This is a genomic window from Providencia sp. PROV150 (genome assembly GCF_028481025.1).
GTDB lineage: Bacteria > Pseudomonadota > Gammaproteobacteria > Enterobacterales > Enterobacteriaceae > Providencia > Providencia hangzhouensis.
This window is the reverse complement of sequence record NZ_JAMPPJ010000016.1, coordinates 1-13,193: the sequence shown is the minus strand read 5'-3', so window position 1 is coordinate 13,193 and position 13,193 is coordinate 1. Positions and strand designations below refer to the sequence as shown.

Below are 13,193 nucleotides of genomic sequence, written 5' to 3'. Positions count from 1 at the left end.
GGGGAGCCGAGTGCAGCCAACGCGCCTATCACGCGAAGAGTGACGAAAAATGAGTTAGCCGACCGCAATCTTCTTCATATCCGTCATATAACCACGTAACGTCTTACCGATTTTCTCGATAGGATGGTTACGGATAGCTTCGTTGATATCACGTAACTGTGCGTTATCAGTGCCATTATCGGCAACTGGTTTCGCTAAATCCCCTGCTTGTAACTTCGTCATGAAATCCTTCAGCATTGGCACAACTGCGAATGAGAACAGATAGTTACCATACTCTGCAGTATCAGAGATAACCACGTTCATTTCATATAAACGTTTACGAGCAATGGTGTTCGCAATCAGTGGTAATTCATGCAGTGATTCATAGTAAGCCGATTCTTCTAAGATACCCGCTTCTAACATCGTATCGAACGCTAACTCAACGCCTGCTTTAACCATTGCAACTAACAGAACACCGTGGTCAAAATACTCTTGTTCTGCGATTTTCCCTTCATATTCAGGGTAATTTTCAAATGCTGTTTTGCCTGTCTCTTCACGCCATGTCAGCAAGTTTTTATCATCATTTGCCCAGTCTGCCATCATGGTTGCAGAAAATTCACCTGAAATGATGTCATCCATATGTTTTTGGAACAATGGCGCCATAATGGTTTTCAGTTGTTCAGATAATGCATAAGCACGAATTTTTGCAGGGTTAGACAAACGGTCCATCATCAGCGTGATACCGCCTTGTTTCAGTGCTTCGGTGATAGTTTCCCAGCCAAACTGAATTAATTTTCCTGCGTAGCCTGGCTCAACACCGTCTGCGACCATTTTGTCGTAACTCAGTAATGCCCCCGCTTGCAGCATTCCACACAGAATAGTTTGCTCGCCCATCAGGTCAGACTTAACTTCTGCAACAAATGATGATTCCAAAACACCTGCACGGTGGCCACCAGTCGCTGCTGCCCACGCTTTGGCAATCGCCATACCCTCACCTTTCGGGTCATTTTCTGGGTGTACTGCAATCAGCGTTGGAACACCAAAACCACGCTTGTATTCTTCACGAACTTCAGTACCTGGGCATTTTGGCGCTACCATCACAACAGTAATATCTTTACGAATTTCTTCGCCAACTTCAACAATGTTGAAGCCATGTGAATAACCCAGTGCTGCACCTTGTTTCATCATAGGCTGAACAGCGCGAACAACGGTTGAGTGCTGCTTGTCTGGCGTTAAGTTAATAACCAAATCAGCGGTAGGGATCAGTTCTTCATAAGTACCAACTTTGAAACCATTTTCTGTCGCTTTGCGCCATGAAGCACGTTTCTCTGCAATTGCTTCATCACGTAATGCATAAGCAATATCTAAACCTGAATCACGCATATTCAGGCCTTGGTTTAAACCTTGCGCTCCACAACCGACGATGACGATTTTTTTACCTTTCAGAAAACCTGCTTCATCTGCAAACTCTTCGCGCTGCATAAAACGGCACTTGCCTAATTGAGCTAACTGCTCACGCAAATTCAATGTGTTAAAATAATTCGCCATTGTCATACTCCATTGTTCTGTTGTGTTCGTTATGTCAGGCAGTCTGCCTGTCGCTCATTTTTGAGCGTTTATGGATTTACTATATGCGATGTTTCGCATTGCTTAAATTGATATATTAACAATACAATGTTGCAATATCTGCAACGCCATTAATTATGTTAATTAGAGGGCAAAATGGACATTCGCGATCTCAAGCTTTTTTTGCATTTAGCACAAAGTTGCCACTTCGGGCGCACATCTAAAGCGATGCATGTCAGTCCTTCCACGTTGTCTCGGCAAATACAACGCCTCGAAGAGCAGCTTGGTCACCCACTATTTGTGCGAGATAACCGCTCAGTTAAATTGACCCAAGCAGGGGAACACCTTAAGCAATTTGCCCAACAAACATTATTGCAATATCAACAGCTGCAACATGCTCTCAACCAGCAAAGTCCATCGCTCAGTGGGGAACTACATCTTTTTTGCTCAGTTACAGCAGCTTATAGTCATTTACCCGAAGTTTTAGATAAATTCCGTGCGCTACACCCATTAGTGGAAATTAAACTCACGACAGGGGACGCAGCGGATGCTGTCGAAAAAGTGGAAACTCATGAGGCTGATCTTGGCATCGCTGGGAAACCCGAGCGCTTACCTGATAACGTCCGTTTTGCAAAAATCGGCGAAATCCCTCTCGTTTTGATTGCGCCATCATTACCCTGTGCTGTACGAAGCATGGTAACAGAAGCGGAACCTGATTGGTCTACCGTCCCCTTTATCCTGCCTGAGCACGGCCCATCTCGTAAACGTATCGAACTCTGGTTCCGTCGCCATAATATCAATAACCCTGTCATTTATGCGACGGTATCAGGCCATGAGGCAATTGTGTCAATGGTGGCTTTGGGATGCGGTATTGCCTTGATTCCTAGTGTGGTCGTTGATAACAGCCCAGAACCCGTACGCAGCCGTATTTCACAGCTCGATAATATTTCAATGGTAGAACCTTTTGAACTCGGCGTTTGCCTATTAAGCAAACGCCTGAGTGAACCATTAATTAAAGCGTTTTGGGAATTACTCCCAGACAACTCAATCTAAGGTTCTTTGGCTATCTTGCGGCGCTAAGAAAAAACGGAAAGACGGGTTTCCTGTTTCATCATGATATTCATAACCTAACGCATCAAGATGCCTATCAAAACGTACTTCTGGCCCAGCCAGTTCAAACGCCGCCAGCACTCGCCCATAATCTGTACCATGGCTGCGATAATGAAATAACGTAATATTCCAATGAGTCCCGAGTGTTTCTAAGAATCTCAGTAATGCACCTGGAGACTCTGGAAATTCAAAGCTATACAATCTTTCATCTAATGGCTTTGATGGGCGACCACCAATCATATAACGCACATGAAGTTTTGCCATTTCATCATCTGATAAATCATTGACTTCATAGCCGTTACTTCTAAGTTCTTGGATAATCTCCGAGCGCTCGCCATCACGGCCACTTAAACGCACCCCAACAAAAATACAAGCACGGTCAGGATCGGCATCCGTATATCGATAGTTAAACTCCGTAATGGCTCGATGGCCTAGTAACTGGCAAAAACGTAAGAAACTCCCTTTTTGCTCAGGAATGGTCACTGCCAGCAAAGCTTCTCGTTGTTCACCAATTTCACAGCGCTCAGAAACATAACGCAGCCCGTGGAAATTCATATTCGCACCGGACAAAATATGTGCTAAACGTTCGCCTTTGATGTTGTGCTGCTGTACATATTTTTTCAATCCGGCCAATGCCAAAGCGCCTGAAGGCTCTGCTATCGCGCGAACATCTTCAAAAATATCTTTCAATGCTGCACAAATGGAATCACTATCAACAGTGATAACATCATCAACATATTGCTGGCACAATCTGAAGGTTTCATCGCCAATACGTTTGACTGCCACACCTTCTGCGAACAAGCCAACACGGGGTAAATCAACAGGGTGTCCCGCCTCTAATGCTGCTTTTAGACAGGCGGCATCTTCAGACTCCACACCAATAATTTTAATCTCTGGCATTAACTGCTTAATAATCACAGCGACGCCCGCAATTAACCCACCGCCACCTACTGGGATAAAAATTCGGTCTAAATGAACATCTTGTTGCAATAGTTCCAGTGCTATCGTAGCTTGACCTGCAATGACTGAAGGGTGATCAAAAGGTGGAACGAAGGTGTAGCCATCCTCTTCTGCCATTGCAATGGCTTTCGCTTTCGCTTCATCAAAATTAGCGCCATGTAAAATAGCTTCGCCACCGAAGCTTCGTACTGCATCCACTTTGATATCTGCTGTTGCGACTGGCATGACGATTTTTGCTTTCACACCCACACGGTTTGCCGATAATGCAACGCCTTGAGCGTGGTTCCCTGCAGAAGCGGTCACCACACCTTTGCTTTTTTGCTCTTCGGTTAAACTCGCAATCATGGCGTAAGCACCACGGAGCTTAAAGCTATGTACAGGCTGCCTATCTTCGCGCTTTACTAAAATGGTATTGCCCAAGCGTGAAGATATTTTATCCATCTGTTGAAGAGGCGTTACTTGTGCAGCTTCATAAACCGGCGCACTTAGCGCCGCTTTTAAGTAATCGGCTCCGGTTGGGGCAGCCGGTAATGGTTTTGCTGCAGCCACAATTAGCCCCCTAATTTCGACTTGTCACGAACAGCACCTTTGTCTGCGCTCGTCGCCAAAGAAGCGTAAGCACGCAGAGCAAAAGAAACCTCACGCTGACGATTACGCGGGGTGTAAGCTTTATTGCCTCGAGCTAATTCAGCTTCACGGCGTTGATTCAATTCGCTTTCACTCACATCCAGCACCATCGTTCTTTTTGGAATATCAATATCAATAATATCGCCATCTTGAACTAATGCTAATAAGCCACCACTCGCTGCTTCTGGCGAAATATGACCGATAGAAAGGCCAGAACTACCACCCGAAAAACGGCCATCCGTTATTAATGCGCAGCTTTTCCCTAATCCCATTGATTTGAGGTATGAAGTTGGATAAAGCATTTCTTGCATGCCTGGACCACCTTTTGGCCCTTCATAGCGAATAACAACCACATCTCCTTCAACGACTTTGCCACCCAGAATGGCTTCTACTGCGTCATCTTGGCTTTCAAACACTTTGGCTGGGCCACGGAATGTTAAGCTGCCTTCATCAACTCCAGCGGTTTTAACAATACAGCCATCTTCTGCAATATTTCCAGACAGGACAGCCAGCCCTCCATCCAAACTATACGCATGCTCAATACTACGGATACACCCATTCTCACGGTCAGTATCCAATGATGGCCAGCGGCAATTCTGTGAAAAGGCTTTTGTCGTACGGATCCCAGCAGGGCCCGCGGAAAACATCGATTTAACAGACTCGTCCTTCGTTAACATCACATCATATTGCGCTAATGTTTCTTGGAAGCTTAGCCCTAAAATATTAGTTACGTTTTCTTGCAACAAACCTGCACGGCTCAGTTCACCTAAAATACCAATAACACCACCAGCACGGTGAACATCTTCCATATGGTATTTTTGTGTACTCGGTGCAACCTTACACAAATGCGGAACTTTACGTGATAAACGGTCGATATCATCCATGGTGAAATCAATTTCGGCTTCCTGAGCCGCCGCAAGCAAATGCAGAACTGTGTTAGTTGAACCACCCATCGCAATATCCAACGTCATCGCATTTTCAAATGCAGATTTATTGGCGATATTGCGTGGTAACGCACTTTCATCATCTTGTTCGTAATAGCGTTTAGTTAATTCAACAATGCGCTTACCTGCATTGATAAATAAAGTTTCGCGGTCTGCATGAGTCGCTAATAATGAGCCATTTCCTGGTTGAGATAACCCCAGTGCCTCAGTTAAGCAGTTCATTGAGTTTGCAGTAAACATTCCTGAGCAAGAGCCACACGTTGGGCATGCTGAACGTTCTATTTGCTCGCTATCTGCATCGCTCACATTTGGGTTCGCCCCTTGGATCATGGCATCAACCAAATCGAGCTTGATAATTTGGTCTGAAAGCTTCGTTTTACCCGCTTCCATTGGGCCACCCGAAACAAAAATAACCGGAATGTTGAGGCGCAATGACGCCATTAACATGCCTGGCGTGATTTTATCGCAGTTTGAAATACACACCATGGCATCCGCACAGTGTGCGTTTACCATATATTCAACCGAGTCTGCAATTAATTCACGGGAAGGTAAGGAATACAGCATTCCGCCATGTCCCATGGCAATCCCATCGTCAACTGCGATTGTATTAAACTCTTTCGCAACACCACCTGCATTTTCAATTTGCTCTGCAACTAATTTGCCTAAATCACGTAAATGTACGTGGCCTGGAACAAACTGTGTGAATGAGTTAACAACAGCAATAATGGGCTTTCCAAAATCAGCATCGGTCATGCCTGTTGCACGCCATAATGCACGAGCCCCAGCCATATTACGACCATGAGTTGTTGTTGCTGAACGGTACTTAGGCATATCTTTAACTCCCGTGTTTAAAACAGGCGGGGAACGTCCGCCTGTAACATCTATTTCAATTTAATTATTAAGGGTTTACTGGATCTAACCAGCCCCATTTATCTTCTGTTGTGCCATCAAATAAGCCAAAGAATGCTTGCTGAATTTGCTTGGTTACTGGGCCACAACGACCAATGCCGACTTGGATACCATCAACGCTACGTACTGGCGTAATTTCGGCAGCTGTGCCTGTCATAAAGACTTCATCAGCAAGATAAAGAGATTCGCGTGATAGTGTTTGCTCACGAACTTCAATACCCAAATCTTTTGCTAACGTTAAAATTGCATCACGTGTAATACCTGGTAATGCAGAGGATGTGAACGGAGGTGTATACAGGATGCCGTCTTTCACCTCAAAAATATTTTCCCCCGCACCTTCTGATAAATACCCATGAACATCTAATGCAATACCTTCTTGGTAACCATGACGACGAGCTTCGCTACCAACTAGTAGAGAAGATAAATAGTTACCACCTGCTTTTGCCCCTGTAGGAATGGTGTTTGGTGCAACACGGTTCCAAGAAGACACCATCGCATCAATACCTTGGTCTAACGCTTCTTCACCTAAATACGCCCCCCATGGGAACGCCGCTAAAATAACATCGGTTTTGTAACCGTCTGGTGGGTTAACGCCCATACCAACATCACCAATAAACACTAGTGGACGAATATACGCACTGACTAAGTTATTTTTACGCAAAGTTGCACGGCAAGCTTCCATTAACTCTTCAACGCTATAGCTGACAGGCATACGGTAAATTTTCGCTGAATCATGCAAACGTTGCATATGCTCACGGTGGCGGAAGACCACAGGACCTTTATGTGAGTCATAACAACGGACGCCTTCAAACACCGATGTACCATAGTGCAGAGCATGAGACATAACATGAACCTTTGCATCAGCCCATGGCGTCATTTCACCGTTAAACCAAATAAAGTCAGCTTTCTTAGTCATTTGTATATTCCTTACATTGCACTTTGTGTGCGTAATAGTCGTGATTCTTGTTGTAGTACTTCAACTTCTGTAATGTCTGAAAGCTTAGTTAACTGTGCACAAAGCTGAGTTAATGGCCTTTGACTACTTACAGTGAGTTCAATATTAACATTGTCGCCGTCTGTTGATTGCCCCATATTCATGGAATTAATACGAAATCCACGATGGCGAGTGACCCTTAATATACGCTCTAAAACCTCAGGACGGAAACGGGCCAATATCGAGATTTGATGTTGCATCATAATGGTTTCTCCATCATTTTTTCATTACTAGCCCCAGGTGGAACCAACGGCCAGACATTTTCTAGTTCATTAATTGATACCTGTAATAAATAGGCACCTTCGCTATTCAGCAATTCATCTAATGCAGCATTAACTTCTGACTTATCAGTAATTCGTTGGCCTTTAATACCAAACGCACTGGCTAATGCCACAAAATCAGGGTTATCCGTCAAAATCGTTTCACTATAACGCTGCTCAAAAAACAATTCCTGCCATTGGCGAACCATGCCTAAGCGTTGATTATCGATCAAAAGGATTTTTACAGGAAGTTGCTTACGTTTGATGGTTCCCAGCTCTTGGACATTCATCATAAATGATCCATCCCCAGATACACAGACTACAGTATCCTCAGGCCTAGCAACCTGTGCACCAATTGCCGCAGGGATACCAAACCCCATGGTGCCAAGCCCACTAGAGGTTAAGAAATTTTCAGGGCCATCAACGGTGATATGCTGTGCTGACCACATTTGGTGTTGCCCTACATCGGTGGTCACAACCGTATTTGGTTTCATTTTATCCGACAGCTGTTTCAATAACAGTGGCGCATAAATTGGTTCACCAGGGTGGTCATAACGCCAACCAAATTCTTTTTTAAGTTGCTGAACTTCCTGCTGCCAAGGTGCAATTGATTTTTTAAGCATTAATTCAGGGAGTAATACTTTTGCATCACCATGTAACGCAACATGTGTTTGACGTAATTTGTCTAATTCTACGTGGTCTATATCGATATGAATCACTTTGGCGTTCGGTGCAAAAGTATTCAACTTACCTGTTACCCTATCATCAAAACGAGCACCAACAGCGATGAGTAAGTCACAGCGTTGCACTGAAATGTTGGCTGCTTTAGTACCATGCATACCTAACATGCCTAAATAGTTTTCATCTAAAGGGCTCACGGCACCAAGCCCTTTTAACGTTGCAACTGAAGGAACACCTGTAAACTCAATAAATTCACGTAATTCTTTAACGGCACCAGACATTCCAACACCGCCACCAACGTACAACATAGGCTTTTCTGATTGTTCTAATAGCATTCTTGCCTGTTGTATTTCAGATAAAGGTGAAGTGACTTCTTGCTCTACTGGCATTAAAAATGGAGACAACTCAGCTTGTTGTAGCTGAATATCTTTCGGAATATCAATCAGTACAGGACCAGGACGCCCACTATTTGCGATTGCGAAAGCCTCAGCAAGAATGCGAGGTAAGTCCTCGATATCTTCAACCAAAAAACTGTGCTTAGTACAAGCTAAGGACAACCCTAAAACATCGATTTCTTGAAAGGCATCGGTTCCAATAAACTCAGAAGCAACCTGCCCAGTAATGGCGACAACAGGAACGGAGTCTAACAATGCATCAGCTAATCCCGTGATAACATTTGTTGCGCCAGGACCCGATGTTGCGATACATACCCCTGTTTTCCCTGTTGAACGTGCATATCCAATCGCAGCAATTACAGCCCCTTGCTCATGTCGACACAACAAATGCTCAACTCCGCCATCATACAATGCGTCATAAACTGGCATAATTGCGCCACCAGGATACCCAAATACGGTATCAACTCCCTGTGTTCGCAATGCTTGAACTAACCATTGTGCTCCGTTCATGCTTTATCTCCTGTCCGTCTACTTTATCTATTTGTATTTGTTATGTTTTATTTAGTGTATTTGCATTCATCAACATTTATGTCAAAAAAAACCCCGCGCCTTTCGGTGCGGGGTTCTCGTGAGATCTGGCTGTTATTTTAGCCTTCGTCGTCCAAGTGCAGCCCCGCACGGTGGGATAATAATCACCACCACGCTAATAATAATTAGGCTAACTGCTTGGATAAATGCGTTCATGAGTTTTACTTTTTCAATATTCTTAATTATCTATTATTTAGAGTTATCATTTTAAAATCGTTTTGACAACTTTTATTTAATTTATTTATTTTCAAAACATTAAATTATTTAAAAATCATATCGTTATAAACAAAATAGCATTATAAACTGCTTAAACTACCATTTCTCAGTAAAATTCAATAGAATACATAGCATAATCAGCTACATCATCCGCACCAGCCATTCAATACCATTAAGATTCACGCCAAAAAACTAATTACTTTTTCTTATGAATATCCAAGTTCAGTATAGCTTCCACTCTTTATAAAACTAACGCAATCACTGTTATAACAAGTCCTCGAAGCTACTCGACGCAAATTGAAACAGCCTAGTAACTAAGCAATTAAATTATCGAGCAGCTTCGCAAATATGCTATCAACTCAAGATAAACAAACCTAATTTCAGCAGAATATTACTCTGTAAAAAATATTGGAGGGCTTATGACATTAGCAATTGTTTACACTAGAGCATCAATTGGGTTAGAAGCACCTCTTGTTACTGTTGAGGCACATATTAGTAATGGGCTTCCAGGTTTAACACTTGTTGGGCTACCAGAAACAGCAGTAAAAGAAGCAAGAGATCGAGTTCGAAGCGCTCTACTAAATAGCGGGTTTGAATATCCAGCTAAAAAAATGACGGTTAATTTAGCCCCAGCAGATTTACCAAAAGAAAGTGGTCGGTATGACCTTGCCATCGCTATTGCCATACTCGCATCATCAGGGCAAATCCCCCACGAGCCATTAAAACAGTATGAATTTTTAGGCGAACTTGCTTTGTCTGGCGATGTTCGCTATGTCAACAGTGCTATTCCAGCTGCCCAATCGGCATTAAAACAACAGCGCTCTTTAATACTATCAATGGAGAACCAACACCAACTAGGCCTACTTCCAGATAATAGCGTTTATTTCACGACATCCTTATTAGAGCTCTGCCATTTTTTACATAACAAACACACATTAGTTTGTAATCAACAAGTTCATCAAGCGTCTATCCCAACCAAGCAAGAAGGTGATATCAACGATATTATTGGCCAAGAACATGGAAAACGGGCATTAGAAATCTGTGCTGCAGGTGGACATAATTTACTCTTGTTGGGTCCTCCTGGGACAGGAAAAACTATGCTAGCAAGCCGTCTAATGACTTTACTCCCCCCATTAACCTCTCAAGAAGCCTTAGAAGTTGCTTCACTACATAGTTTAAGTGAAAACACAAAAGAAGACATGAATTGGCCAATAAGGCCTTTTAGAGCACCCCACCATAGTGCATCAATTGCCGCTTTAATTGGTGGTGGCTCTCTTCCCAAACCTGGTGAGATCTCACTTGCACACCATGGTGTTTTATTTTTAGATGAATTACCCGAATTTAGCCGCTCGGTATTAGATTCTTTACGAGAACCCCTAGAATCTAGAAAAATTAGCATTTCTCGAGCAAAAGCAAAAGTTTGCTATCCTGCCAGTTTCCAGCTAATTGCGGCCCTAAATCCTAGCCCAACAGGCCATTACCAAGGAGAAATGAGCCGCTCAGCTCCTACTCGCATACTACGTTATCTTTCACGCATATCAGGGCCTTTTATTGACCGATTTGATCTTTCAATAGAGATTCCATTGTTACCTCTCGGTTCATTAAGTAATCAAACTAACCAAGGTGAAACAAGTGAACAGGTTAGACAAAGAGTCATCGAAGCCAGAAATAGGCAACTTAGGCGAGCTGGAAAAATTAATAGTTTATTAACACCAAGAGAAACCACACAATTTTGCCTGCTAACAACAAAAGATGCGTTATTCTTAGAACATGCATTAAATAAGTTAGGTCTTTCCATTCGAGCTTGGCACAGAATTTTAAGGGTTGCTAGAACAATCGCCGACCTTAATGCCGCAGAAACTATTGAACGTTCAGATTTATTAGAAGCTTTGGGGTATCGAGCAATGGATAAGTTATTGCTTCATTTGCAAAAACAAGTAAGCTGAGAAGAGTGGGCAGATAAGTACTTATTATCCCGTAGAAATAAAGGGACCGAAGTCCCTCTTATCATACGATGATAATATTAATCATCTGTATCAGTGTAGTCTTCCGATGGGTCTATCTGCGGTTTACCGCCAGATAAAGTATGGAAGCGTTTTGGACGGTTAATACGGCTAGAATATTTTGTCCAAACTTTTTCTTCTGGGGTAGCCGGTTCACGTTCACCACGGCATACAGCGACGAAAAGTTTTTCTTCTTCTGTCTGAGGTGCACGTTTACCTGTATCAAGCTCATTAAAAGCTTGGCCGAGACGTTCTAGCAACTGAGCTTCTTTAATGGTGAAATCACCATGACGAGAAAAGCCACGTGGGTAATGTTTGTTATCAAAAAAACGATTAGTCGTGATGAAGCTATCTGCCATCTGACACACTCCTAACTTATTACAGTCAAACTCTATATGGCGCGGAGTATTAGACAGCATTGACAATCTGTAAAACAAAACATTTAAATCATCACGACAAAAATAATTGGAGATGCATGTGGACAGCGAGTTATTGAGAACTTTTTTAGAGGTCAGTAAAACTAGGCACTTTGGTCGAGCCGCAGAATCACTCTATTTAACGCAATCAGCGGTTAGCTTCCGTATTAGGCAATTAGAAACACAATTAGGTACAAGCCTATTTACGCGGCATAGAAATAATATCCGGTTAACAGCTGCAGGAGAAAGGCTTGTTCCATATGCTGAATCGTTAATGAATACCTGGCTGCAAGCTAAAAAAGAAATATCTCATGCCTCACAACACACAGAGCTTTCTATTGGTGCAACAGCTTCACTTTGGGAAGGTTATCTAACTGACTGGGTAGAAGAACTTTATAATCAACATGATGAACTGCGGCTCGAAGCTAGGGTTTCAACGCGCCAGTCTCTTGTTAAGCAACTACATTCTAGAGAATTAGACTTATTAATCGCAACTGAACCACCTAAAATGGATGAGTTTGAAAGTACAATCATCGGTACGATTGACTTACAACTCATGGCTTCCCAAAAAAATATTGCACTCACAAAATATAATTTTATAAGGCTTGAATGGGGTGCTGACTTCCATCCAAAAAATGAACCTTCATTAACTCAAGATGACACACCTGTTATGATCACTACCTCAGCCCATATTACCCGCCAATTACTTCCTGTATCGCTTTCAGCGGCATTTTTACCTGCTCATTGGGTATATCAATATCCGGGCTTAAAAACGCTCTCAGAAACCTCAATAAACAAACCTTTGTATGCAGTTTGGCTCCAGAAAAACGATCAGCAAGCTCTTATCAATCAACTGATTAAAACTCCAATAAAAAATGCACAGTTAAGTGAATAAAAAATAAGAAGGTGAGTAACAAATCCACTCACCTTCCTATGATCCCATAAACAAACTATAGATCTCTGCAAAATAATCTTAATTGATACTTCATTTTGTTTTTTAATAAGATATATTAATAACAGATAACTGACCAATATTCATACAGCAATACAATGATATTTTGCTTTTTCAGCAAGATAATTTTTGAGCTTAATAAAAATTAAACTACCAACTTTATATATACGCTCATTTTTCTAACTTAAATATTGAGCACAACAAAATATTATTCAACCTGTGAATACATTGAGAAGTATAAAGTCGTAAGTAACAACTCACTGATGATACGAAAAATAAATATAAGATGGTGAAAATAAAAAGTAGCTGGGAGAACGTAACATCACAGTGTATTTAAATAGTGAATACGATTAAGAGATACAAAACAGTGGGATAGCTAATGGGATAAAATAAATTGAAAATTAGCAGAAGGGGAAAATAACTTTATATTTATAGTCACACGAATAAAGAAAAACCCGATTAAGCTAATCGGGTTATCAATAGATACTTCTTTTATTATTACTTAATTGGTAACTGGCAGGGGCGGAGAGACTCGAACTCCCAACACCCGGTTTTGGAGACCGGTGCTCTACCAATTGAACTACGCCCCTAAA

At 42.2% G+C, this 13,193-nt stretch carries 11 protein-coding genes and 1 tRNA gene; 3 read left to right on the top strand and 9 right to left on the bottom strand.

The window, feature by feature from the left end; translation table 11 throughout:
* Positions 1-54: 54 nt before the first annotated feature.
* A complete protein-coding gene (ilvC, locus tag PSE83_RS12915; protein ID WP_036958818.1) occupies positions 55-1,527 on the bottom strand; it encodes a ketol-acid reductoisomerase in 1,473 nt (490 codons plus the stop codon).
* Between the two features lie 174 nt (positions 1,528-1,701).
* Between ilvC and ilvY the strand changes: the two genes are divergently transcribed.
* Complete coding sequence (ilvY, locus tag PSE83_RS12910) at positions 1,702-2,598, top strand: HTH-type transcriptional activator IlvY (protein WP_004906122.1); 897 nt, start codon at positions 1,702-1,704, stop codon at positions 2,596-2,598.
* Here ilvY and ilvA read toward each other — a convergent pair.
* The 6 genes from ilvA to ilvL all read right to left on the bottom strand — a co-directional run bounded on the left by ilvA (position 2,590) and on the right by ilvL (position 9,169).
* Complete coding sequence (gene ilvA / locus PSE83_RS12905; RefSeq protein ID WP_004906123.1) at positions 2,590-4,164, bottom strand: threonine ammonia-lyase, biosynthetic; 1,575 nt, start codon at positions 4,162-4,164, stop codon at positions 2,590-2,592. The genes ilvY and ilvA overlap by 9 nt on opposite strands.
* Before the next feature lie 2 nt (positions 4,165-4,166).
* Positions 4,167-6,017 (bottom strand): dihydroxy-acid dehydratase, encoded by a 1,851-nt coding sequence (gene ilvD / locus PSE83_RS12900; RefSeq protein WP_036958820.1) that lies wholly within the window; start codon positions 6,015-6,017, stop codon positions 4,167-4,169.
* 67 nt (positions 6,018-6,084) lie between these two features.
* A complete protein-coding gene (locus tag PSE83_RS12895; RefSeq protein ID WP_004906127.1) occupies positions 6,085-7,011 on the bottom strand; it encodes a branched-chain amino acid transaminase in 927 nt (308 codons plus the stop codon).
* Positions 7,012-7,022: 11 nt separating this feature from the next.
* The gene (gene ilvM / locus PSE83_RS12890) at positions 7,023-7,292 is read right to left on the bottom strand and encodes an acetolactate synthase 2 small subunit (RefSeq protein WP_004906129.1); all 270 of its coding nucleotides are present in this window, start codon (positions 7,290-7,292) and stop codon (positions 7,023-7,025) included.
* Entirely contained in the window at positions 7,289-8,935 is a 1,647-nt protein-coding gene (gene ilvG, locus PSE83_RS12885; RefSeq protein ID WP_004906130.1) for an acetolactate synthase 2 catalytic subunit, read from the bottom strand. Before ilvG ends, ilvM begins: the two co-directional genes overlap by 4 nt.
* A 132-nt stretch (positions 8,936-9,067) precedes the next feature.
* The gene (gene ilvL, locus PSE83_RS12880) at positions 9,068-9,169 is read right to left on the bottom strand and encodes an ilv operon leader peptide (RefSeq protein WP_071524553.1); all 102 of its coding nucleotides are present in this window, start codon (positions 9,167-9,169) and stop codon (positions 9,068-9,070) included.
* A gap of 479 nt (positions 9,170-9,648) precedes the next feature.
* On the opposite strand from ilvL, the gene PSE83_RS12875 reads away from it, so the two are divergent.
* Positions 9,649-11,175: a YifB family Mg chelatase-like AAA ATPase gene (locus tag PSE83_RS12875; protein ID WP_004906131.1), complete on the top strand. Its 1,527-nt coding sequence runs from the start codon at positions 9,649-9,651 to the stop codon at positions 11,173-11,175.
* A gap of 77 nt (positions 11,176-11,252) precedes the next feature.
* Here PSE83_RS12875 and PSE83_RS12870 read toward each other — a convergent pair whose 3' ends face one another.
* On the bottom strand, positions 11,253-11,591 hold the full coding sequence (locus tag PSE83_RS12870) for a DUF413 domain-containing protein (protein WP_036958821.1): 339 nt from the start codon (positions 11,589-11,591) through the stop codon (positions 11,253-11,255).
* Between the two features lie 112 nt (positions 11,592-11,703).
* Between PSE83_RS12870 and hdfR the strand changes: the two genes are divergently transcribed.
* Entirely contained in the window at positions 11,704-12,543 is an 840-nt protein-coding gene (hdfR, locus tag PSE83_RS12865; RefSeq protein WP_004906133.1) for an HTH-type transcriptional regulator HdfR, read from the top strand.
* Positions 12,544-13,114: 571 nt separating this feature from the next.
* On the opposite strand, the gene PSE83_RS12860 is transcribed toward hdfR, so the two are convergent.
* Positions 13,115-13,190, bottom strand: a tRNA-Trp gene (locus PSE83_RS12860).
* Between the last annotated feature and the right edge of the window lie 3 nt (positions 13,191-13,193).